The organism is Cupriavidus sp. C2SS-8b, from assembly GCF_057073745.1.
On the sequence record NZ_CP172716.1, the window covers coordinates 2,017,888 to 2,040,353 of the forward strand.

Genomic DNA, 22,466 nt, shown 5'->3' on the forward strand with positions numbered 1-22,466 from the left:
ACCTGAAGTCGTTCCGCCGCAAGGTGGCTGCGCAGCCGCTCTGCGGCGCCTCCCATGCGGAATGACGTTTTCCGCGTACCAGTCGAGCACGATGAAGATAACAAGACCGCTGTGGGCACAGGGTATTTTCATGACCCCGCAGCATTTCCAGCAACAGGCGTTGTGGGATCGGTATGCCGACGAGCATATCGCGCGCATCGCGAGCCCCGATCCCTGGGGAGTGGTGCAAGTCGGGCTCGACCCGCAAGCACTGTCCATCTCCCGGCTGATGGTGAATACTCTCGCCCTGCGCCTGCCGGATGGCACCATCGTTGATACCGATACCGCGGACCTTACGCCGCCTGCCCGCAATCTGGACGACGTGCCGGCCCAGCAAGAGAGCGTGGTCGTGCTGATCGGCCTGGCGCTGGTTGATGCGCAAGGCGGGAATTGCGTCGAAGCGGGCGAGCGGCCCGCGCGGCCGCGTCGATTCCTGCGGGAGTATCTGGAGATCGCCGACCTGCATGGAGAAGGCAAGGAAGAGATCAGCGTGGAGCGACACGCACTGGCGCTGCTGTTTGACTTCGAGGCACCTGGCGATTACGTAACCTGCCCGATCGCGCGGCTGGTACGCAGTCCGCAGGGACGCTTCGAACTGGACGCGGCCTTTGTGCCCCCCTGTCTCTTCCTGTCGGCAAGCGCGCGGCTAACCGAGCGCATGAACCGGCTGTCTGAAATCCTGAGTGCCAAGAGTGCGAGTCTGGCCGTGCGCCGGCGCCAGCGCTCGGACCAGATCGCCGACTACGCCGTGGCCGATGTCGCGCTGTTCTGGCTGCTGCACAGCGTGAATAGTACCTGGCCAGAACTGGCACGCCTGTGCGCGGCGCCACAACAGCATCCCGAACGGCTCTATGCGGTGCTGGCCCGTCTGGCTGGCGCGCTGCTGACGTTCTCCACCACGGACACGTTGCAGGCCATTCCGGTCTATCACCACCTCGCCCCTGAACCAGTGTTCGCGGAACTGGAGTCCCTGATCCGTACGCTGCTCGACACAGTCATCCCGTCACGCGTGGTGCCGGTGGCGCTCGAGCGGGCCCGGCCCACCGTATGGGTCGGCAAGATTCTCGATGAGCGCCTCGTCGAAGGGGCCGAGTACTACCTGTCTGTCCAGGCAGGCCTGCCCGCCCATGCGCTGCTCGAACAGTTGCCGCGCCTGTGCAAGGCGGGGGCGCCGGATGAGGTGGAACAGATTGTCAATTCAGCGCTGCCCGGTATCCCGCTGCGCACCATGTCGCGTCTGCCCGCTGCCATTCCCGTGCGGATCGAGAACCAATACTTTGCGCTCGACAGCGCCCACCCTGCCTTTCAACGCATGCTTGACGCTCGGGCTTGCCACTTCTATGTCCCTGCCTCGCTGCCAGACGTGTCGCTTGAACTCTTCGCGGTACTGCCGGTATGACATACCCCACCATGATGCTCCCACTCGCCGTGCGCGATACGGCCCTGACGATCGCGCTGCTTTCCGACGCTGCACGGCCAACTCCTGGCGTCGAGGCATTCCGAGCCAAGTGCCTCGAGCAGGTGTCTCGACTGCGCGAAGAATTCTCGACGCTCGGCCAGCCGGCCGATGTGATCGAGGATGCCGCTTATGCCCAATGCGCCTTGCTGGATGAAGTTGCGTTGGGCCAGCTGCAGGGCACTGACCGCGATGCCTGGGAGCGAGAGCCCCTGCAGGTGCAGCAATTCAAGAGCCACAACGCCGGGGAGGCGTTGATCGCTCGCATCGAGCGTCGCCTGGCCGAGCCGCAGCCTGCCTTGCCGCTGCTCCATGTATTCCACGCCGTCCTCGGATTGGGTTTCAAGGGGCGGTATGCCCTGGAGGACGCCAGTGCCCGCGCCGCGCTCATGCGCAAGATCGATGAGCGCCTGGATCGTGCTGGCTGGGGCGAGTCCTCCGGTCCGATGCTGGTGACAAGGGGCAGGACGCCGCGCTGGCGCAATCTCTCGCCGCTTGCCTGGGTGGCCATCGCTAGTGTTGTAGCCACCTTGGTCTACTTCGCGCTGGATCGATGGCTGGCGGCATCGATCCGCACGCTCGCAGGTTGAGAGAGGCATCGTGACTGCCTACCCTTACCGGTCGCTCGTTGGCTGGATCGCGGCACTCGCGTTGGCCTGGCTGACATTCAGCTCGCCCTTGCGCCCAACGTGGAACCTGCTGCTTGCCGCCTTCACCATCGTCCTGGCTCTGGCTGCAGTCGCTCTGGCCACGCGCCTGCTGCGCACACGCCGACGTGCAGCACAGCCAGTGTTGCTGTCCCTCCAGGCATCGCTTGACGCGCTGCCCGGCGACATCCGGCGCAATACGCCCTTGGTACTGACGGTAGGCGACGCGAACGGCGCCCCGGCGAAGGCATTCGGCGACGCGCTGGTGCGCATCACCGATACGGCGATCTGGATCCGGATCGACGACCCGACCCGGCTGGCACATGTGTCGGTTGCGCTCAGGCGCTGGCGTGAGGGTCAGGGCCCGGATGCCGTCGCCTGCCTGGTCGGCGCCGACCACGCAAACGATGCCGGCGTGCTGAATGCCGGGCTCCGGCGCTGGCGCGCGGCCATCGGCGAGGCCAGCCGCGCGCTCGGTTACCCCTTGCCGGTTTGCGTTGCAGTCTATGCGGAAGAAGCCAATGGTGCGCCGGAAGATTGCCCGTGGTTTCACGCTTCGGGCATCGATGGGCTGCTCGCCGACGCGCACGCCTCTGTGATCGCCGCGCGTGCCCAGCAGTATGTTCGGGCTGCTGTGCCCGCCGACCGCCAGGGCCGCATGTTCCGTGCCGCGCGCATCGACGCTCTGGCGCAGTGGGCAACCGGTGCGTTGCTGCCGGCGCTTGTCGACGACCACCGCGATGGCTTCCGATATCGCCGCCCGATGCAAATTGCCGGCTTCGGTGTCACCCTTGTCGCAGGTGTTCCCACACCGGATTCGCTGCTCGCGCACTTCACCGAGCAAGCCACTGCGTTGACGCCAGTTGCGGGGGATAGCCGTCGCGCCGCCTACCCGCTGCCTGAGCCACTGGTCCAAGACGTTGCGCTGCAGCCTGTGCGGCGCGTAGCCCCGCGGGCGTTGGCACACGCCTTTGCCTGGCTGGCGCTGGCGTTCTGTGCTGCCTGCGCGGCCTCTGCCTGGCAGAACCGGACGCTGGTGACACGCGTCGTCAACGACATGGCCCGCTATCGCGCCATCGGGCAGGAGCACGACGCAGCGCGTGTCGATGCGCTGCAGGCGATCAAGCACGACCGCGATGAACTTGAGCAATATGCCCGTGCCGGGGTACCACCGCGCCTCGGTCTGGGGTTCTATCGCGGCGCTCCCCTTCTCACTCCGCTCAATGCACTGATCGCGGCATATCAGCCGCCGGCACCGCCGCCCCCAACCATTGAACTCGACAGCCTGTCTCTGTTCCGCAGCGGCAGCGCCGCCTTGAACGCGGGCTCGAATCGGGCCCTGATCGGTGCGCTCGAAATGATCAAGGCGCATCCGGACAAGCGCGTGCTGGTGGCCGGGCACACCGACGCGGCTGGCACCCCTGCCAGCAACCTCAAACTTTCCGAGGCCCGCGCAGCGTCGGTCCGTGACTGGCTGGCCGATGCCGCCGGTCTGCCGCTGACTCACTTTGCCATCCAGGGCTACGGCGACACCCGCCCCAAGGCTCCTAACGACACCGAAACGGGCCGCGCGGCGAACCGCCGTGTCGAAATCACGCTCGTCCCCGATTGTCGCGATGTTCATCGCGACAATCGGAAAACCTCGGGCCAGCCGGCCTGTTCATTCCAGCAGAAGGAGTAAGAATCATGGCAATTCCCGCATACATGTGGATCAAGGACGATGGTGGCGCCGACATCAAGGGCTCCGTCACCGTATCTGGCCGCGAAGGCAGTGTCGAGGTCGTAGCATTCGACCACGCCGTCAACATCCCGACCGACTCGAACACCGGCAAGCTGACCGGCACGCGCGTGCACAAGCCGATCGTGTTTTCCAAGGAAACCGACGCCTCGACGCCGTACCTGTACAAGGCGGTTACCAGCGGCCAGACCCTGAAGTCGGTCGAGATCAAGTGGTACAAGATCGATGACGCCGGCAAGGAGAAGGAATACTTCAATACCAAGCTTGAAAACGTGAAGGTGGTTGGCGTCACGCCCAAGATGCTCGACATCAAGAACCCCGCCTACGAAAAGCACAACCACCTCGAGGACATCGAACTCCGCTACGAGAAGATCATCTGGTCGTACAAGGACGGCAACATCATCCACGCCGACAGCTGGAACGAGCGCTCGTAATACGCACCGGCCGGTTCCTGATACCGGCCCGCCGACCGCGCGGACATCCTGTGATGGTCCGCGCGCATCTTTTCCTCTCGCGTTCCAATTTCCTCTTTGCCATGACTGCCCGCGATCTTTCCCCGTTCCTGCGTCGCCTGAACGAACACTGCGCACGCGCCCTCGCCGACGCCGCGAGCCTCTGTGAAACGCGCGCTCATCGGGACATCGAAGTAGAGCACTGGCTGATCAAGCTGCTGGAACTCGGCGATGGCGACCTCCTGGCGATTCTCCGGCGCTATGAGTTGGATGTGGATGGCATCTGGAACGCGCTGCTAAGGGCGATCGAGCGGCTTCCGCACGACCTGCGCGGCAAACCCCAACTGTCGCAGCGCGTTGGCCAGTGGCTGGAGGCAGCGTGGATGAGGGCGTCCCTCGAAGCCACGGCACTTGGAGAATCGAAGTCGATTCGCTCAGCACACCTGCTCGCAGCGCTGGCCGAAGCGCCTTATTTGCTTCGCGCGCCCGACGCCTGGCCGCTCCTGTCAGTGTCGGCCACGCAGATCGAGCGCCTGATGCATGAGCTGGACGATATCTCTGTCGAAGGGGCCACTGTCACTGCAGGCGATATCGACGGACAGGGTCCGGCTCCGCAAACGTCGTCACCGATATCGGCCACCCCCGTCATGCCTTTGCACGGTCAGGCCGACACGTCGGCATTGGCTCGCTTCACCACCGACATCACCCAAAAGGCGCGGGACGGCAAGATCGATCCCGTCTTTGGACGCGACATCGAGATCCGGCAGATGGTCGACATCCTGGCGCGGCGCCGCAAGAACAATCCGATCCTTGTCGGCGAACCCGGCGTGGGCAAAACCGCGCTGGTCGAAGGGCTTGCGCTCAAGATCGCCGAAGGCGATGTCCCCTCGATCATCCGGGATGTCAGCGTGCTGACGCTGGACCTGGGCCTCTTGCAGGCCGGTGCCGGCGTCAAAGGCGAATTCGAACAACGCCTGAAGAATGTCATCGAGGCTGTGCAGCTGTCCCCCACGCCGATTCTGCTTTTCATCGATGAGGCCCATACCCTGATCGGCGCGGGCAACACTGCCGGCGGCGCTGACGCGGCCAACCTGCTCAAGCCGGCGCTGGCGCGCGGCGAACTTCGCACGATCGCGGCCACAACCTGGTCCGAATACAAGCAGTACTTCGAGCGCGACGCCGCGCTGGAGCGCCGCTTCCAGATGGTCAAGGTCGACGAGCCCGATGATGACAACGCCTGCCTGATGCTGCGGGGCCTTAAGGAGCGCTATGCGCGGCACCACGGCGTGCACATTACCGATGCGGCCGTTGGCGCTGCGGTGCGGTTGTCACGGCGGTATCTGACTGGGCGCCAGTTGCCGGACAAGGCGGTCGACCTGCTCGATACCGCCGCCGCGCGCGTGCGTATGAGCCTGGAAGCCACGCCTGTCGCCATCTCCACCTGCGAGGCGGAACACACTGCGCTGGAGGTCGAACGCACGGCTTTGCTGCAGGACATGGGTGCCACAGGTGCCAACGCGGGCGAACGTCTGGCAGCCATCGAGACCCGGCTGATCTCGCTCGCCACCGAACTCGGGCAATTCAAGATTGCTTTCACCGAACAGAAGGACGCCGCCGAGAAGCTGATCGCGCTGCGCGCGCAATGGCACGCTGCGGCCGACAGCTCGGTGCGCCGCGATTTGCAATCGTCAATCCAGGCAACCCACCAGGCATTGACGAGGCACGGCCACGCCGCGCTGCTCCGCGCCGAAGTGGACGAAGCAACGATAGCGCAGGTCATCGCCGATTGGACGGGTGTACCGGTCGACAGTCTGCTTTCCAGCGAACTCACCACCTTGCTGGAGCTGGAGAGCCGCTTGAGCCAGGTCGTGGTCGGCCAGGATGAAGCGCTGGCCGCGCTCGGCAAGAGCTTGCGAGCCGCCAAGGCAGGCCTCAAATCCGAGGATGCACCGCTGGGGGTATTCCTGCTGGTCGGGCCGTCTGGCGTTGGCAAGACGGAAACGGCGCGCGCACTGGCGGACCTGATGTTCGGCGGCGAGCGCGCGCTCATCACCATCAACCTGTCGGAGTACCAGGAAGCCCACACCGTCTCGCAACTGAAGGGTTCGCCACCGGGCTATGTCGGTTACGGCGAAGGCGGCGTGTTGACCGAAGCCGTGCGCCAGCGCCCTTACAGCATCGTGCTCCTCGATGAAGTCGAGAAGGCCCATCGCGACGTGCTGAACCTGTTCTATCAGGTGTTCGACCGCGGCTTCATGCGGGACGGCGAAGGCCGGGTGATCGACTTCCGCAATACCGTGATCCTGATGACTTCGAATCTCGGCAGCGAGCAACTTCTCGCGGCAACCGACGCGGCAGCGGAAGCCGGTACCGAACTGGCGAGCGGATCCCTGATGGAAACGATCCGTCCGCTACTGGTCGATCACTTCCAGCCGGCGCTGCTGGCGCGCTTCCAGACTGTCGTGTACCGCCCGCTGTCGGGCGAGGCCATGGCCATGATCGTGCGAATCAAACTAGCCAGGGTGGCCGACCGGATCGCACGCCGCTTCGGTGTGCCACTGCGGTGCGACGACACACTGGTGGGCGAGCTGGTGCGCGCCTGCCTGCTGCGAGATTCCGGTGCGCGCAATATCGATAGCCTGCTCGACCAGCAGATCCTGCCCGTGCTGTCGCGCGAATTGTTGGTGCGCATGACCGGCATGCAGACGCCAAAGTCGATCCATCTATCGTTCTCCCAGGCCGACGGCATCGGGCTGGCCTTCGAAGAATCCGCTGCAACAGAAGGCGCGTGATGCGTGGCGGACCGGGGCTCTTCGAGGCGGTGACGGGATTCTTTGCGAATGGCGTGGCGATCGAAGAGTTCGACGCAGCCACGCAGACCTTCCTGTCGGTACAGGACAATATCCAGCGCATTCTTAACAGCCGCCGCGGCAGCCTCGCGCATCTGCCGGACTATGGACTCGGCGATCTATCCCGCATTTACCGGCACTTGCCTGCCTCCGCACACACCCTCAAGCGCGAGATAGAAGCCACGCTGCTGCGCCATGAGCCGAGGCTGAAGGCGATCGACCTGACGATCGAAGACACCGAGCCCGGCATGCTTCTTAGTTTCACCATGACCTGTCATCTGCATCAGGCCGGGCTGGTGAGATTTGGCACACACTTCACGCCAGATGGCCAGACGCGGCTCAAGCTGCTGAAGGCATCGCAAGACATAGACTGAAAACACCACCACCGCCCTACTGCCCGCGCATAGCCTTCCGGACAGCCGCCGTCACCTGCTCGACCACATCTGCACGCCAGTCATCGGCATCGCCATAGAAGGCCTGCCGCATGGCCTGCCTGACCAGGGTGCGCTGGTTTTCGTCAGCTTCCGGATGCAGATAAAGCCAGTGGTCGCCGCGCAGCGCATCCAGGACTTCCGCAACGGGCAGCGTGCCGAACTCCAGCGCAATCCCCGCATAGTCGATATCGGGCAACGTGCCCGGCACCGCTTGCCAGGCCAGGCCGGGAAGCCGGGAGGATGTGGATGAACCGTCATAGATCGACGTCACCTCGTTGCCCCAGATGGCGCGGGTCCGCCCGAGTTGCGCGTCGTCGTCGGGTCCCATGCAGATCGGCTCGCCATAGCCCCAAGGCCCCAGTCCGGTGTGGATGTCGATCCAGCGCAAGCTGCTGCGGCCGCTGCCGAAGCGCGCCAGCACGCGACGCAGCGTGTAATTGCTCCACGTTTCCTTGTTGCCGCCATAGAACAGGCCGCGCGGATCCTGGTACTGGCCGCCGCTGACCGCGGTCTGGTACCAGTCCATGCCTTTTTCCGCCACGGCCTTCATGAACTGCGCCTGCTCGGCCCCGGACGGCGGCCAGTGCGCCGGGACCAGCATCGGCGCGATCTCCGCGTAGGGCACGTTATCCGGCAGCGGCTGCGCAAAATCCATGAAATTGCGGTTCAGGTCAACGTTGTCCTCATTAACCCGCCGCAGATGGGAAAAACCATAGGGATTGACGGCATGCACGAGCAACAGGCCCAGCCGCGCCTCGGCGCAGTCGGCCAGCAGCACCGCATCGGTCAGCAAGGCCACCTGGGCGCCGGAGCCGCAAAAGCCTTCCACGCCATGCACCCCGGAACTCACCATCAGCACGCGGCGCGCATCGGCGGGGCCGACCCACGCGATATCCATCGCCAGGTCCTCGCCGGCACTGCCGCGCCGGGTCGGATGGGGGAACTCGGCTAGTGTTGCGCCGGCGGCACGCGCGGCGGCCAGGAACTTCTGCCGCGCCTCGGCATAACTGGTGGCAAAGCAACCCGAAACCTGGCCCATGGCGACTGCCCCACGCAAACGGAGATGCTGGCATTAGACGCCAAATCGTCCGGCCTTGCCAACGTGCAGTGCGTCAGAACAGCTCTCCGCTCGCGCCCGGCCGGGCATCGTCGGGTCCCCAGATGCCTGGCGCACTGAAGGCCTGCGGATGCATTTCAATGCCCGCCGCGGCGATCTGCGCGGCCGACAGGACGAGCTGGCGCGCCAGCCAGTCATGCAGGCTGCGCAGGAAGCGGATGTTATCGAGCCGGTTGGAGGCCGCGATCAGCCGTTCCAGCTTGACGTGGGCGGTGTAGACATCGAGCAGATTGGTGGCCTTGAGCCGCGGCGGCGTCGTGGGGCTCTTCTCGATGGCGAGAATGCGGGCCACCTGTGCCCGGCTCATATCGCCGGTACGCTGGAATTGCTCGTAGACATCCTGCAGTGGCGCAAAACGCACCGTGGGCTGGACGCGCGGCACGGCCGCGACCTTTTCCATGCGCAGCACGAGGTAGCGGATGGCCGCCAGGCGCTGCTCGGCATCGCGCTGGGCGGCGGTGGGCCGGCGGCGCGGCGTGCTGGCCACGGCGAGGGATGCATCGAGCGCTTCCGACTGGCGCACCATGTCGCGTTCGGTATAGTCCGGCACTTGCATCAACAGCGCGGGATGGACCAGGGCGGCCTGTGCGCAAGCCTCGCCGAACGCGTACTCATGGCCCTGCGCATCACGCAGGATGTAGGCACGGCCATCGGGAAAGCCATGGTGGCGCCCAGTCGTGCCGCGCGCATGGCAGCGCGTGTCGAGGTCGACGAAGTCCTTGCGTACGGGTATCCAGCCCCCGTGTTGTGCCTGGGTCATGTGTGCGGTATAGCGGGTAAAAGCGGGAGGCCCGATCGCTGACCGGGCCGCGCCAAACCGGCCATTGTCGCCGATCGCGCCGCGACCGGCCAGTTCCGCTATTTCAGCATGAACGACATCGCCGACAGGCAGTTCAGCATGCGCACCGCCGACTGCACCGAGTCCGCCGCGAATGTCAGCGTGACACCGTCCACGCGCTCCAGCGTCGGCCACTGGCAAAACAGATCCGCGTGCCCGGGAGTCTGGGTCTGGAGCCGGCAGTTCACCGGCGCATCGATTCGGAACGCGCGGGCCGTGGCCCGTTCGCGCACCGCCACCGCAGCCGCGTCGCGGATAGCATCGCGCGCAGCCTCCGGCGCAAGCGTGCTGCCGCTGCCGAAGCCGCCCGCCGACTTGGTCTGCACATAGCGCACCCACGGCATCAGCGGCCGGGTTTCTTCGATGAACACGTCATCGCCGCTCGCCATCAGCACCGGCACGTCGAACTCGCCGGCCAGCGCGGCGTAAAGCCCCGCTTCGCCAAGCTCCTGCCCGTTCAGCCACACCCGCGCGAACGCGCCGCTGTTGATCGTATGCGCCAGCACACCCCGGCTTTGCGCTCGGCCGTGATAGCCGATCATGAACACGCCGTCGCAGCCCGCTTCCACGCCGGCCATCATGCCGAGGTAGCGCGGCTTGCCCAGCACGAGCTGCGCACGCGAATCGATCTGGTCCGGCAACAGGTTGCGAAAACCGCCGTGCGAGTCATTGACCAGGACCTCGGTGGCGCCGGCTTCAAAGGCGCCCTGCACCGCGGCGTTGGCTTCGCCAGTCATCCAGGCGCGCGCGCGCTCATACTCGCCGTTGCCGGCGCGGGTCTGCTCGGCGTGAAAGACGCCGGCAATGCCTTCGATGTCAGTGGAGATCAGCAGCTTCATGTCGGATTGCGCAGTTCGGGCATGACGTCCAGCAAGGCCTGCCGTACGTGGCTATCGCGGCCCCGGACAGCCACGGCGTGCCACAGTGCGTGGAGGATGGCCTGCTCGACGCTGTCGGCGGCCGCGCGGAACAGCGGATCCAGGCGGCTTTCATGCAGCAGCGCCACGGAAGGCATCGAATCCGTGGCATGGTGCGGCACGATGTACGCGCTGGAAAACGCCAGCACGATATCGCCCGAGCCATGTCCGTACACCGACCCCGTGCGCGCCAGGCCCGCGGCTGCGCGCAGGGCCAGCCGGCGCAGCTGGCGCGCGTCGAGCGGCGCGTCGGTGGCCACGATCATGATGATCGAACCCTTCTCGGGCTCCGGCGTCCGTGCCGCGAGCCGTGCGGCCAGCGCACCACCGACATGCCGGCCTGCCACGACGAGAGATTCCGGCGTCCCGAAGTTCGCCAGCACCAGCGCACCGACGCAGTAGCCGCCGGCGAGCCGCGAAGCCGTGCCGATGCCGCCCTTGACGCCAAACGCCGACATGCCACGTCCGGCTCCAACCGAGCCGGCCTCGACATCCGCGCTGGCAGCAGCACAGGCCGCCGCATAGTGCCCACCATTCACCGCCATGGCCTGGATATCGTTCAGGTAGCCGTCATTGCACTCGAACACCAACGGGTTGACGGTGGGCAGCGCCCGCCCGATCTCCGGATTGGCCGCAATGGCCTCGCGGATCTGCGCCTGCGCCACCGCGCCGACGGCGAACGTGTTGGTCAGTGCAACCGGCGTCTCCAGCACGCCCAGTTCCTCCACCTGCACGAGGCCTACGCTCTTGCCGAAGCCGTTGATCACGGCGCAGGCGGCTGGCACCTTTTGCAAGTAGAGATTGCCGTCATGCGGCCGCACCACCGTCACGCCGGTCTGCAGGTCGCCAGCATCGAGCGTGCAGTGGCCGACCGTCACACCGGCCACGTCCGTGATGCTGTTGCGCGCGCCGGCGGGCAGCGTGCCGATAACCGGCGCCATCACCTGTTCCCTCTGCATGCCACGTCAGCGCCGGTCGATCTTGGGATCGAGCGCGTCGCGCAGGCCGTCGCCCAGCAGGTTGAAGGCGAGCACGGTCAGGAAAATTGCCAGGCTCGGGAAGATCGCGACGTGCGGAGCCGTCACCATGTCGGCCCGCGCCTCGTTCAGCATGGCGCCCCACTCCGGCGTGGGCGGCTGCGCGCCGAGTCCGAGGAACGAGAGGCTTGCCGCCGTGATGATCGACGTGCCGATGCGCATCGAGAAATACACCACGATCGACGACACCGTGCCGGGCAGGATATGCCGCATCAGGATGGTCCAGTCCGATGCGCCGATGCTGCGTGCGGCCTCGACATAGGTCAGCTGCTTGAGCATCAGCGTATTGCCGCGCACCAGGCGCGCAAAGGCCGGAATGCTGAAGATGGCCACGGCGAAGATCACGTTGACCATCCCGTTGCCGAGAATCGCCACGATGCCGATCGCGAGCAGGATGCCTGGGAACGCGAACAGCACGTCGGAAATGCGCATCACGATGCGATCCCACCAACCTTCGTAGTAGCCGGCCAGCAGCCCCAGCGCCGTGCCGACCAGCGCCCCGATGATGACGGACAGGAAGCCCGCCGCCAGCGAGATGCGCGTGCCGGCCAGGATGCGGCTGAAGATGTCGCGGCCGAGCGAGTCCACGCCCATCCAGTGGGCCGTGGAAGGGCCTGCGTTGAGCGCGTCGTAGTCGAAGAAGTTCTCGGGGTCGTATGGCACCAGGTGCGGTGCCAGGATCGCCACCACGATCAGCAACAGCACGAACGCGCCGGCGCCGAGCGCCAGATGCTGCTTGCGGAACTTGCGCCAGAACTCGGTCCAGGGCGTACGCACGGCCTGCGGCGCCGCGACAGTCGCGGCTGCCGGACTGGCGGCGGGCGTGGAAATCTGAGTCATGCCGGCCTCCCTCTCTTACTTGTAGCGGATGGTTGGATTGATCACCGTGTAGAGCAAATCCACCACCAGGTTGATCAGGATAAATTCGAGCGAGAACAGCAACACCTCGGCCTGGATCACCGGGTAGTCGCGCATCTCCACGGCATCGACCAGCAGGCGACCGAGCCCCGGCCAGTTGAACACCTTCTCGACCACGATCGAGCCGCCCAGCAGGAAGCCGAACTGCAGGCCCATCATGGTCACGACCGGGATCATGGCGTTGCGCAGCGTGTGCTTGGCGACGACCACGGTCTCGCGCACGCCCTTGGCGCGGGCCGTGCGCACGAAATCCTCCTGCAGCACCTCGACGAACGAGGCGCGGGTGAAGCGCGCCATCACCGCCGCCACCGCGGCACCGAGCGTCAGCGACGGCAGGATGTAGTGCTTCCAGCTTTCGGCGCCGATCGACGGCAGCCAGCCCAGCTGGACGGAGAACACTTCCATCAGCAGCATGCCCAGCGCAAAGGCCGGGAACGAGATGCCGGACACGGCCAGCGTCATGCCCAGGCGATCAGGCCATCGGTTGCGCCAGACCGCCGAGCAGATGCCGATCACCATGCCGAACACGACGGCCCAGGCCATGGATGCGACGGTTAGCCACAGCGTGGGCATGAAGCGGTCGCCGATCTCTTCGCTGACCGGGCGCTTGGTGCGCAGCGAATGCCCGAACTCGCCGCGGACGGCGTTCGAGAAGAAGTTCACGAACTGCTCCGGCAGGGTCCTGTCCAGGCCCAGGTCCTTGCGCACCAGTTCCACGGTAGCTTCGTCGGCCTCCGGGCCCGCCGCCAGCCGCGCGGGGTCGCCGGGCAGCAGGTGGACGAACAGGAACACCAGCACGGCCACGATCAGCAGCGTGGGGATCACGCCCAGGCATCGTTTGAGGAAGTAGTTCAGCATCACACACCATGAAGAAAGGCCCGCAGGGAGGGGAGAAAACCCTCGTGGCTCAAGCATCGCCGCCTGTTTGCTCCCCTCTCCCGCTTGCGAGAGAGGGGCTGGGGGAGAGGGCCGGAGCTTCCACGAAGTCCCGCCCTCACCCGCCCTCACTGCTTGATATCGATCTCGTCGAAATTGAACGAGCCGTCCGGCATCACGTAGGCGCCGGTCAGCCGTTTGCTGCGGGCGAACAGCACCTTCTCGGTCACGAGGAACGCCCACGGCGCGTCCTTCCAGATGCGTTCCTGCGCGTCCTTGTACAGCTTGGCCTTCTCGTTGCGATCGGTCGTGCGCAGCGCGCCGGCGATGTCGGCGTCGACCTGGTCGTTCTTGTAGTACGCGGTGTTCAGCAGCTTCGGCGGCATCGACTCCGAGGCCAGCAGCGGACGCAGCGCCCAGTCGGACTCGCCCGTCGACGACGACCAGCCCACGTAGTACATGCGCACGCCGGCGTCTTCCGGCTTCTGCACGCTTTCGACCTTCTCCACGCGCTGCCCGGCTTCCAGCGCCTGCACGCTGGCCTTGATGCCGACCTGCTGCAGTTGCTGCTGCACGAACTGGATCACCTTCTGCGCGGTGGTGTGGTTGTAAGCCGACCACAGCGTGGTCTCGAAGCCGTTCGGATAGCCGGCTTCCTTGAGCAGCGCACGCGCCTTGACCGGGTCATACGGCCACGGACCCAGCTTCTCGGCGTAGTCCACGCCCGCCGGCACCACGCCATCGGCAGGCACGGCGTAGCCGGCAAAGGCGACTTTGGCCAGCGCATCCTTGTTGATCGCGTAGTTGATCGCCTGACGCACCTTCGGATCGTTGAACGGCTTGACCGTGGTGTTCAGGCTGACGTAACGCTGGATGATCGACGGCGCCGCGACCAGGTCCACCTTCGGGCTGTTCTTCAGCACCGCGGCCTGCTCGAACGGAATGCTGAAGGCGAAGTCCGCCTCGCCGGTCTGCATGATGGCCGCGCGCGTGTTGTTGTCGACCACCGGCCTCCAGTTAATGGTGTCGATCTTCGGATAACCGGTCTTCCAGTAGCCGGCGAACTTCTTGCCCTTCAGGTGATCGGGCTGCTTCCACTCGACAAACTCGAACGGTCCGGTGCCGACCGGATGAAAGGCAATCTCCTTGCCGTACTTTTGCAGCGCGGCGGGCGAGATCATCACGGCCGAAGGGTGGGCCAGCACGTTGATGAATGGCGAGAACGGCTCCTTCAGCGTGACCTTTACCGTGCTGCTGTCGACGACATCGGTCTTGGCCACGCGGTTGAACAGCGTATAGCGCTTAAGCTTGTTGGCCGGGTTGGTCACGCGGTCGAGGTTGGCCTTCACGGCCGCAGCGTCGAACGTGGTGCCGTCGTGGAACTTGATGCCCTTCTTGAGCTTGATGGTATAGGTCAGGCCGTCCTTGCTGACGTCATAGCTTTCGGCCAGCACGTTGACCAGCTTCATGTCCTTGTCCAGGCCGAACAGGCCCTGGTAGAAGCTCTTGGACACGGCCTGCGACAGCGTGTCGTTGGAATCATACGGATCCAGCGTGGTGAACGTGGAAGCCACGGCCATCACCGCATCCTTGGCGGCAAAGGCGGACACCGGCGCCAGCGCGCCCATCGCGCCGGCCATCAGCAGCCCGGCTACCAGCCTGGGCGAAACCATCCGTGCAGACATCTCGATTCTCCTTGGATTGACTTGCGTTTCAGTAGGCACCGCCAACGGCGTGCCGGGCAACAAAGTGGCCGGTTCCTGCGCTGCCGGCGACCGGCACCAGTGGCTGCACCACCGGTTCGTCGCCGACCGCGCGGATCGGGCTCGGGATCTCGTCGGACAGCGGTTCGCGCCGCAGATGCCGTCGCGCCGGATCGGCAATCGGCACGGCCGCCATCAGCTTTTTCGTGTACGGGTGCTGCGGGTTCTCGAAGATCGCGCGGCGCGGGCCGATCTCGACGATCTGGCCCAGGTACATCACCGCTACGCGATGGCTCACGCGCTCCACCACCGCCATGTCGTGCGAGATAAAAAGGAAGGCAATGCCCAGCTCTCGTTGCAGGTCCAGCATCAGGTTGACGATCTGGGTCTGGATCGACACATCCAGCGCGGACACCGACTCGTCGGCCACCACCACCTTCGGGTTGAGCGCCAGCGCGCGCGCAATGCAGATGCGCTGGCGCTGCCCGCCCGAGAACTCGTGCGGATAGCGCGCCGCGTGCGAAGCATCGAGCCCGACCTTCTCCAGCAGCCAGGCGACGCGCTGCTCGGCCTCCTTGCCGCTGGCAACCTTGTGCACCAGCAGCGGCTCCATGATCGAATAGCCGACCGGCACGCGCGGATCGAGCGAGGCAAACGGATCCTGGAAGATGAACTGGATATTGCGCCGCAGGTGCTGCAACGCGGCGCCCTCCATGCGGCTGATGTCCTGCCCGCCGAACTCGACGGTGCCGCTCTGGCTTTCCACCAGCCGCAGCAGGGAACGCCCGGTGGTCGACTTGCCGCAGCCCGATTCGCCGACCAGTGCCAGCGTCTCGCCCGGATAAAGGTCGAAGCTGACCTTCTCGACCGCATGGACACGCCGCGCAACGCGGCCGAACAGCCCCCCCGGCACGTCGAAACGCGTCACCAGGTCGCGCACGCGCAGGATCGGCGTGGCTTCCGGAGACACGGTGTCCTGCGGCGCTGCGGGCTCGGCTGCGGTATCGCCAAGCTGCAGCAACTGGAACTTGGCCGGCAGGTCGGTGCCCTGCATGGCGCCAAGGCGCGGCACGGCCGACAGCAGCGCGCGCGTATAGGGATGGGCCGGGGCGCGAAACACTTCGTCCGAACCGCCCTCTTCCACTTTTTCGCCCCGGTACATCACCAGCACGCGGTCGGCCACTTCGGCCACCACGCCCATGTCGTGCGTGATGAAGACCACGCCCATGTGCATCTCTGCCTGCAGGCCGCGGATCAACTGCAGGATCTCGGCCTGGATGGTCACGTCCAGTGCGGTGGTCGGCTCATCGGCAATCAGCAGTGCGGGCTTGCAGGACAGTGCCATGGCGATCATCACGCGCTGTCGCATGCCGCCGGACAACTGGTGCGGGAAGCGGTCCAGTACGCGCTTCGCTTCCGGAATGCGCACGAGTTCCAGCATGCGCAGTGCCTCCGCACGTGCTGCGGAGCGGCTCTTGCCCTGGTGCAGGCGGATCGATTCCGCGATCTGCTCGCCCACCGGGAACACCGGGTTCAGCGAAGTCATCGGCTCCTGGAAGATCATCGCCACGTCCGCGCCGCGCACGCTGCGCAGCGTGGCATTGCCGGCGCGCGCCAGGTCGATGATCTCGCCACTGCGCCGGCGCAGCGCCATGCTGCCCGACGCGATCTTGCCGCCGCCATGCTCAACCAGCCGCATCAGCGCCAGCGAGGTCACCGACTTGCCGGAGCCGGACTCCCCGACCACGGCCAGTGTCTCGCCACGGTCCACATGGAAGGACAGGTTGCGCACGGCTTCGACGGTACGCTCCGAGGTGGCGAAGCGGACGGTCAGGCCATCCACCGACACCACGCGCTGCGGCGGCAGCACTATGTTTGCTTGGGAAGATAGTTCAGCCACTGGCACCCCTTGGATTGCTGCGGGAATTGCTGAAAGGGAACGGCGCACGCCAGGCGTCAGCCGTAGATCGACACGGTCACCGGGCCGCTCGCGCGGGCAAAGCCGCGGTACATGCCTTCGGTGTTGAACGGCAGCGTGACGTTGCCGGCCCGGTCCACCGCGATCAGGCCGCCGCGGCCACCAATGGCGGGCAGCTTTTCCATGACCACGCGGCGCGCGGATTCCTCCAGCGACAGGCCGGCATAACGCATCTGCGCCGAGACATCGTGCGCGGCCACGGTACGGATAAACATTTCGCCGGTGCCCGTCGCAGAAACGGCTGCCACGTCATCGGCATAGCACCCGGCGCCGATCAGCGGCGTATCGCCAACGCGACCCACCTGCTTGTTGGTGACGCCGCCCGTCGACGTTGCCGCGGCCAGGTTGCCGAAGCTGTCGCAGGCCACGGCACCCACCGTGCCGAACTTGCTGTCCGGATCGATCGGGTCGGATTTGCCGGCAAGCGCGCGCGCGGCCAGCGTTGCCGCGTCATGATCGAGCAGCGCCATGCCCTGCACCGCGCGGGCACGCTCCCATTGCTCGTAGCGGGCTTGCGTGTAGTAGTAGTCGCGCGAGACCAGTTCGAGCCCGTGCGCCTGCGCGAAGGCTTCGGCGCCCTCTCCCGCGAACAGCACATGCTCGCTGTGGTCCATCACCGCGCGCGCGGCCAGCACCGGGTTGCGCAGACGCGTCACGCACGCGACCCCGCCGGCGTCGAGCGTCGCGCCGTCCATGATGGCGGCATCAAGTTCATAGGTGCCGGCATGCGTGAGCACCGCGCCCTTGCCGGCATTGAACAGCGGGCACTCTTCCAGCAGCCGCACGGCTTCGGTCACCGCGTCGACGGCGGTGCCGCCACCGGCCAGGACGCGCTGGCCGGCCAGCAGCACCTGTTCCAGCGCCTCGGTGTATTCGCGTTCGCGGGCGGGGTCCATGGCGTTGCGCGTGATGGTGCCGGCGCCGCCGTGGATGGCAATGACTGCTTGGTTCATGGAAGGCTACGCTTTGAGATGCTTGGAAGAGTTGCGGCGCACGGCACCGGGCTTGCCTTCGCCGCCGGCTTGCGACAGGGGCTGCGGCGCCGGCGTGCTGGCCGCACTACCGGTATTGCCGGTATTGCCGGCATGGGCGCCGTACAGCCAGGGCAGAAGGAATTCGGTCATTTCGGCAGCGGCCTTGACCGGGCGCTCGGCCCGGTGCGCCACGGCGCCGCACAGCGCTTCGATCAGCGCCAGCACGGTGGCGTCGGAATTGGCGGAGAGCCGGTTGGCGGCCTGCGCGTAAAGCGCGATATCGGCGATGGGCGCCAGCGGCGAGGTGGGCCCGTCGGTCAGCGCCAGCAATTGCGCCCCGCGTGCCTTGGCGCGCTGAGCCAGTACCACGGTGTCGCACACATAGCGCGGGAAGGCAATGGCGATCACGAGATCGGCGGGGCTCAGCTTGAACAGCTGGCGCGCCGCGTGCGACGCGCCGCCCGCGCCCGCAACGGAAGTCACAACGCGGCAATGCATTTCCAGCCCGTGCTGCAGCAGGCCTGACAGGTAACCGCTGGCACCGAAGCCCGCGATATAGACGCGCTCGGCGGCAAGAATCGCAGAAACCGCGCGTTCGCAGGCATCCGCGTCCAACGCCCGGCGCGTGGCTTCGAGGTTGGCCGCGGCATCGTCCAGCGATGCGGCGAAGGCTTCCGCAGCCGTGGACGGCCGCTCCAGTTCCGAGCGCAGGCGCTCCACAGGTGCCAGCGTCGCCTCGAAGCCGCGCACCAGTTCGGCGCGGAACTGCGGATAGCCGTCAAACCCCAGCGCACGCGCAAAGCGGTTGGCCGTGGCGACCGACACCTGTACCGCGGCCGCAAACTCATCGATGCGCATGGTCGCCGCGCGAAACGGATTGGCGAGCACGTACTCGGCCATGCGCTGGTGCGCGGGCGTCAGCGCAGGCAGGCTGCGTGCAATACGTTCGGAGATCGAGGTGCCGTCCGGCATGGTGTCGGGCATAGGCCGATGTGGAAAATCAGGCATCAGTCACAAGTCTGCAATGAAAATTAATTTACACGCAGACGCAAAACAAGAAAATAGAGATTTCATTGTTCGAGGGTAATCCCTAGGCTTCGCCGCTATCCGTACGGGCGGTGCCTGCGGGAAACGCTACAATGCCGGCCAGCGGCTATGCCGGGCTGCCTCGCGCTTTCGCGCCGCTTTCCGCCGCTTTCCGCTGCTTTCCGCTGTCTGTCCCCGTTACCGACGTTCCTGCCTTCCTCGTGATCCGAATCGACCAGCTTGTCCTCCAGCGCGGCACCAAGGTGCTGTTCGACCACACCAGCGTGACGCTCAATCCGGGCGAGCGCGTGGGCCTTGTCGGCGCCAATGGCAGCGGCAAGTCCACCCTGTTCGCGATGCTGCGCGGCGAGCTGCATCCGGATGGCGGCGACCTGTCCGTCCCGGCGCAGTGGCGCATTGCCCACGTGGCGCAGGAAACGCCGGCTGTGGCCCGCACCGCGGTGGACTATGTGATCGACGGCGACACGCGCCTGCGCGAGATCGAAGCGGCCATCGCCGAAGCGCAAGCGGTCGGTGACGGCAGCGCGGAGGCCGAGGCCCATGCCGGCTTTGCCGATGCCGACGGCTACACCGCGCCGGCCCGCGCCGAAGCGCTGCTGCTGGGCCTGGGCTTCACGCTGGCGCAGGTGTCGCAGCCGGTGTCATCGTTCTCGGGCGGCTGGCGCATGCGCCTGAACCTGGCGCAGGCGTTGATGTGCCCGTCCGACCTGCTGCTGCTCGACGAACCGACCAACCACCTTGACCTGGACGCCATCGTCTGGCTCGAAGACTGGCTGGCGCGCTACCCGGGCACCTTGGTCATGATTTCGCACGACCGCGAATTCCTGGACGCGATCTGCAACGTCACGGTCCATATCGAGAACCAGCAACTGCGCCGCTACGGCGGCAACTACACGCTGTTCGAGACGCTGCGCCTGCAGCAGATGGCGCAGCAGCAATCGGCCTATGTGCGCCAGCAGAAGGAAATCGCGCACCTCGAATCGTTCATCACGCGCTTCAAGGCCAAGGCCACCAAGGCGCGCCAGGCGCAAAGCCGCGTGAAGGCGCTTGAAAAGATGGAGCGGCTGGCGCCGGTCCACGTCGCGGCCGGTTTCGCGTTCGAGTTCCGCGAACCCGATGCCGCCCCGAATCCGATGATGGTGCTGGATGGCGTCGACTGCGGCTATGCCGAGGCCGATCCGCCGGTGACCATCCTGCACAAGCTGGCGCTGTCGATCCAGAACGGCCAGCGCATCGGCCTGCTCGGCGCCAACGGCCAAGGCAAGTCGACGCTGGTCAAGACCCTGGCGGGCACGCAGGATCCGCTCACTGGCAATCTGCGCCTTGGCAAAGGGCTGCAGATCGGCTACTTCGCCCAGCATCAACTCGAAACGCTGCGCGATCACGACTCGCCGCTGCAGCACCTGGCCCGGCTGGCGCCGGACACGCGCGAGCAGGAACTGCGGGACTTCCTCGGCAGCTTCAACTTCCGCGGTGACATGGCGACCGCGCCGATCGAGCCGTTCTCGGGCGGCGAGAAGGCCCGGCTGGCGCTCTCGCTGATCGTCTGGCAAAAGCCCAACCTGCTGCTGCTCGACGAACCGACCAACCACCTGGACCTGGACACGCGTGAAGCGCTGACCATGGCGCTGGCGCAGTTCGAAGGCACGCTGATCCTGGTCTCGCACGACCGGCACCTGCTGCGCGCCACCGCCGACCAGTTCATGCTGGTCGCCGACGGCACCATCAAGCCGTTTGACGGCGACCTGGACGACTACCGAGACTGGCTGCTGCAGCAAGCCGCGGCCAAGCGCAATGCCGCCGTGGCCGCGCACCAGGCGGAATCAGGCGGTGTGTCAGCGGGGATTAATCGCAAGGACCAGCGCCGCGCCGAAGCCGACGAACGCCAGCGCCTCGCGCAACTGCGCAAGCCTCTCATCAAGGAATTGGAAAAGGTGGAGAAGCGCATGACGGTGCTGCAGACCGCCAAGGCGGAGATCGACCAGTTCATGGCCGACGAGACCAGCTATGCCGAGGCCAACAAGTCCAGGCTGATGGAAATGCTCAAGCGCCAGGGCGAAGTCAATGGCGAGCTGGAAACACTGGAAGAGAAATGGCTGGAACTGCAGGAGCAGATCGAGCAGATTATGTGAGGGGTTCGAGTCCCCTCCCTTGCCTCGACCTTATCGCAGGTCTGGGTAGAAAGAAAAACCGGCGCCTGAAGCGCCGGTTTTTTGTTTTCCTTCAGCGGAAATTCTTCTCGCGCCGGATCAACCCGACCGCCAGCGTCAGCGTCAGGATGAACAGCCAGATCAGCGACCAGGCCGGCACCGACAGGCCCAGCACCGGCGGCAGCGGCGCCGTGCACAGGCCATCCGAATAAAACACCTGCGGCAGCACCTTGGCGGTCGGCAAGGCATTGACCCAGTTTTCGAGCGGATCGATGCCGCAGCTCGCCTTGGGGTTCAGCAGCAGCGACACGTGGTACACGGCCACGGCAATGCCGCCGACGCCGGACAGCATGCCCAGCCCCTGCCACAGCGAACGCGTGTTCTGCGCAATGGCCGCGAGCAGCGAGAACAGGCCGATGCCGATAAAGGCGAACCGCTGCATGATGCACAGCGGGCACGGCTGATACCCCTTCTCGAACTGCAGGTAGAGCGCAAAGCCAACCATCCCGAACGAGATGATGGCAATCAGCAGGAAATAGGCGCGGGAATTGGCTTGCATAAAGGATGGACGGATCGGGATCTTTGTTGCCAGGTTGCCGGCGCGGGGCGCTCGGGCTGTTGGTCGGCATTATTACCGATTTTGCGAAATGTCCTCTTCGGCGGACGTGCGAATCGCCGGCTCGTGCCATGTGGCGGATTGCCGCAGGGTTGCCCATGGGCTCAGCCGGAACGATGCCTTCCGGCTTCCCACTTGTCACGCGACAGGCGGTAAAGGCGATGGAGCCGTAGCGGATGCCCCTCCGGCAGCGCAGGGTGTTCGAACGGGCTCGCGTCCTCATGCATGCCCAGACGTTCCATGACCGCGCGCGAGCGCTGGTTCGCCAGCGCAGTGAATGAAACGATCTCCTCCTGGCCGAGTCGCTCAAACCCCACGGCCAGCGCCGCGCGGGCGCCCTCGGCGGCGAAGCCCTGTCCCCACGCCTCGCGGGCCAGCCGCCAGCCGATCTCCATGCACGGCGAAAATGGCAAGGTCGCCGCCGGGACGTTGAGCCCGACAAAGCCGATGAAGGCGCCGTCCGCCTTGCGTTCGCAAGCCCAGAAGCCCCAACCGAGCGCGTCGATCTTCGCGCGGCAGCGCGCCGCCAGCCCGTCGCTCTCCGCGCGGGTCAGGGGCGCGGGAAAGTACCGCATCACCTCGGCATCGGCGTTCAGCGCGGCAAACGGCGCATAGTCGGCGTCGCGCCATTGGCGCAGGCACAGGCGCCCGGTTTCGATTTCGATCAGTTCAGCCATCGG

The 22,466-nt window shown here is 65.8% G+C and carries 19 protein-coding genes; 7 read left to right on the top strand and 12 right to left on the bottom strand.

Annotated elements, in window-relative coordinates; all coding sequences use genetic code 11:
• The first annotated feature begins 91 nt into the window (after positions 1-91).
• From tssK to tssE, 6 genes are all read left to right on the top strand, one after another.
• The gene (gene tssK / locus ACIGJB_RS09285; protein WP_483729584.1) at positions 92-1,438 is read left to right on the top strand and encodes a type VI secretion system baseplate subunit TssK; all 1,347 of its coding nucleotides are present in this window, start codon (positions 92-94) and stop codon (positions 1,436-1,438) included.
• Positions 1,435-2,085: a DotU family type IV/VI secretion system protein gene (locus ACIGJB_RS09290; protein WP_483729585.1), complete on the top strand. Its 651-nt coding sequence runs from the start codon at positions 1,435-1,437 to the stop codon at positions 2,083-2,085. Before tssK ends, ACIGJB_RS09290 begins: the two co-directional genes overlap by 4 nt.
• 10 nt (positions 2,086-2,095) lie before the next feature.
• Complete coding sequence (locus ACIGJB_RS09295) at positions 2,096-3,823, top strand: OmpA family protein (protein ID WP_483729586.1); 1,728 nt, start codon at positions 2,096-2,098, stop codon at positions 3,821-3,823.
• Between the two features lie 5 nt (positions 3,824-3,828).
• Complete coding sequence (locus ACIGJB_RS09300; RefSeq protein WP_483729587.1) at positions 3,829-4,314, top strand: Hcp family type VI secretion system effector; 486 nt, start codon at positions 3,829-3,831, stop codon at positions 4,312-4,314.
• Between the two features lie 101 nt (positions 4,315-4,415).
• On the top strand, positions 4,416-7,124 hold the full coding sequence (gene tssH, locus ACIGJB_RS09305; RefSeq protein WP_483732299.1) for a type VI secretion system ATPase TssH: 2,709 nt from the start codon (positions 4,416-4,418) through the stop codon (positions 7,122-7,124).
• The gene (gene tssE / locus ACIGJB_RS09310; protein ID WP_483729588.1) at positions 7,124-7,555 is read left to right on the top strand and encodes a type VI secretion system baseplate subunit TssE; all 432 of its coding nucleotides are present in this window, start codon (positions 7,124-7,126) and stop codon (positions 7,553-7,555) included. Before tssH ends, tssE begins: the two co-directional genes overlap by 1 nt.
• Before the next feature lie 16 nt (positions 7,556-7,571).
• Here the strand turns inward: tssE and ACIGJB_RS09315 are convergent, their stop codons facing one another.
• The 10 genes from ACIGJB_RS09315 to ACIGJB_RS09360 form a co-directional block, all read right to left on the bottom strand.
• Positions 7,572-8,654 (bottom strand): M14 family metallopeptidase, encoded by a 1,083-nt coding sequence (locus tag ACIGJB_RS09315; protein ID WP_483729589.1) that lies wholly within the window; start codon positions 8,652-8,654, stop codon positions 7,572-7,574.
• Positions 8,655-8,727: 73 nt separating this feature from the next.
• Positions 8,728-9,492 (bottom strand): hypothetical protein, encoded by a 765-nt coding sequence (locus ACIGJB_RS09320; RefSeq protein ID WP_483729590.1) that lies wholly within the window; start codon positions 9,490-9,492, stop codon positions 8,728-8,730.
• A 98-nt stretch (positions 9,493-9,590) separates the two neighbouring features.
• The gene (locus ACIGJB_RS09325; RefSeq protein WP_483729591.1) at positions 9,591-10,409 is read right to left on the bottom strand and encodes a M55 family metallopeptidase; all 819 of its coding nucleotides are present in this window, start codon (positions 10,407-10,409) and stop codon (positions 9,591-9,593) included.
• A complete protein-coding gene (locus tag ACIGJB_RS09330; protein WP_483729592.1) occupies positions 10,406-11,428 on the bottom strand; it encodes a P1 family peptidase in 1,023 nt (340 codons plus the stop codon). Before ACIGJB_RS09330 ends, ACIGJB_RS09325 begins: the two co-directional genes overlap by 4 nt.
• A gap of 24 nt (positions 11,429-11,452) precedes the next feature.
• Entirely contained in the window at positions 11,453-12,364 is a 912-nt protein-coding gene (gsiD, locus tag ACIGJB_RS09335; protein WP_483729593.1) for a glutathione ABC transporter permease GsiD, read from the bottom strand.
• A gap of 15 nt (positions 12,365-12,379) precedes the next feature.
• The gene (gsiC, locus tag ACIGJB_RS09340; RefSeq protein ID WP_483729594.1) at positions 12,380-13,300 is read right to left on the bottom strand and encodes a glutathione ABC transporter permease GsiC; all 921 of its coding nucleotides are present in this window, start codon (positions 13,298-13,300) and stop codon (positions 12,380-12,382) included.
• A 146-nt stretch (positions 13,301-13,446) separates the two neighbouring features.
• Positions 13,447-15,003, bottom strand: a complete 1,557-nt coding sequence (gene gsiB / locus ACIGJB_RS09345) for a glutathione ABC transporter substrate-binding protein GsiB (RefSeq protein ID WP_483729595.1) — start codon at positions 15,001-15,003, stop codon at positions 13,447-13,449.
• Positions 15,004-15,031: 28 nt separating this feature from the next.
• The gene (locus ACIGJB_RS09350) at positions 15,032-16,921 is read right to left on the bottom strand and encodes a dipeptide ABC transporter ATP-binding protein (RefSeq protein WP_483729596.1); all 1,890 of its coding nucleotides are present in this window, start codon (positions 16,919-16,921) and stop codon (positions 15,032-15,034) included.
• 56 nt (positions 16,922-16,977) lie between these two features.
• Positions 16,978-17,952: an isoaspartyl peptidase/L-asparaginase family protein gene (locus ACIGJB_RS09355; RefSeq protein ID WP_483729597.1), complete on the bottom strand. Its 975-nt coding sequence runs from the start codon at positions 17,950-17,952 to the stop codon at positions 16,978-16,980.
• 6 nt (positions 17,953-17,958) lie between these two features.
• Positions 17,959-18,945, bottom strand: a complete 987-nt coding sequence (locus ACIGJB_RS09360) for a MurR/RpiR family transcriptional regulator (RefSeq protein WP_483732300.1) — start codon at positions 18,943-18,945, stop codon at positions 17,959-17,961.
• 275 nt (positions 18,946-19,220) lie between these two features.
• Here ACIGJB_RS09360 and ACIGJB_RS09365 point away from each other — a divergent pair, with 275 nt between their 5' ends.
• A complete protein-coding gene (locus tag ACIGJB_RS09365; protein WP_483732301.1) occupies positions 19,221-21,152 on the top strand; it encodes an ATP-binding cassette domain-containing protein in 1,932 nt (643 codons plus the stop codon).
• Between the two features lie 91 nt (positions 21,153-21,243).
• Here the strand turns inward: ACIGJB_RS09365 and ACIGJB_RS09370 are convergent, their stop codons facing one another.
• Positions 21,244-21,729, bottom strand: coding sequence for a disulfide bond formation protein B (locus ACIGJB_RS09370; RefSeq protein WP_483708305.1), 486 nt, complete (start codon positions 21,727-21,729; stop codon positions 21,244-21,246).
• A gap of 161 nt (positions 21,730-21,890) precedes the next feature.
• Positions 21,891-22,463, bottom strand: coding sequence for a GNAT family N-acetyltransferase (locus ACIGJB_RS09375; protein ID WP_483729598.1), 573 nt, complete (start codon positions 22,461-22,463; stop codon positions 21,891-21,893).
• Positions 22,464-22,466 lie beyond the last annotated feature (3 nt).

Coding starts and splice junctions, on each gene's coding strand:
- tssK (WP_483729584.1), top strand. CDS start 92: ATGAAGATAACAAGACCGCTGTGGGCACAGGGTATTTTCATGACCCCG.
- ACIGJB_RS09290 (WP_483729585.1), top strand. CDS start 1,435: ATGACATACCCCACCATGATGCTCCCACTCGCCGTGCGCGATACGGCC.
- ACIGJB_RS09300 (WP_483729587.1), top strand. CDS start 3,829: ATGGCAATTCCCGCATACATGTGGATCAAGGACGATGGTGGCGCCGAC.
- tssH (WP_483732299.1), top strand. CDS start 4,416: ATGACTGCCCGCGATCTTTCCCCGTTCCTGCGTCGCCTGAACGAACAC.
- tssE (WP_483729588.1), top strand. CDS start 7,124: ATGCGTGGCGGACCGGGGCTCTTCGAGGCGGTGACGGGATTCTTTGCG.
- ACIGJB_RS09315 (WP_483729589.1), bottom strand. CDS start 8,654: ATGGGCCAGGTTTCGGGTTGCTTTGCCACCAGTTATGCCGAGGCGCGG.
- ACIGJB_RS09320 (WP_483729590.1), bottom strand. CDS start 9,492: ATGACCCAGGCACAACACGGGGGCTGGATACCCGTACGCAAGGACTTC.
- ACIGJB_RS09325 (WP_483729591.1), bottom strand. CDS start 10,409: ATGAAGCTGCTGATCTCCACTGACATCGAAGGCATTGCCGGCGTCTTT.
- ACIGJB_RS09330 (WP_483729592.1), bottom strand. CDS start 11,428: ATGGCGCCGGTTATCGGCACGCTGCCCGCCGGCGCGCGCAACAGCATC.
- gsiD (WP_483729593.1), bottom strand. CDS start 12,364: ATGACTCAGATTTCCACGCCCGCCGCCAGTCCGGCAGCCGCGACTGTC.
- gsiC (WP_483729594.1), bottom strand. CDS start 13,300: ATGCTGAACTACTTCCTCAAACGATGCCTGGGCGTGATCCCCACGCTG.
- gsiB (WP_483729595.1), bottom strand. CDS start 15,003: ATGTCTGCACGGATGGTTTCGCCCAGGCTGGTAGCCGGGCTGCTGATG.
- ACIGJB_RS09355 (WP_483729597.1), bottom strand. CDS start 17,952: ATGAACCAAGCAGTCATTGCCATCCACGGCGGCGCCGGCACCATCACG.
- ACIGJB_RS09360 (WP_483732300.1), bottom strand. CDS start 18,945: ATGCCGGACGGCACCTCGATCTCCGAACGTATTGCACGCAGCCTGCCT.
- ACIGJB_RS09370 (WP_483708305.1), bottom strand. CDS start 21,729: ATGCAAGCCAATTCCCGCGCCTATTTCCTGCTGATTGCCATCATCTCG.
- ACIGJB_RS09375 (WP_483729598.1), bottom strand. CDS start 22,463: ATGGCTGAACTGATCGAAATCGAAACCGGGCGCCTGTGCCTGCGCCAA.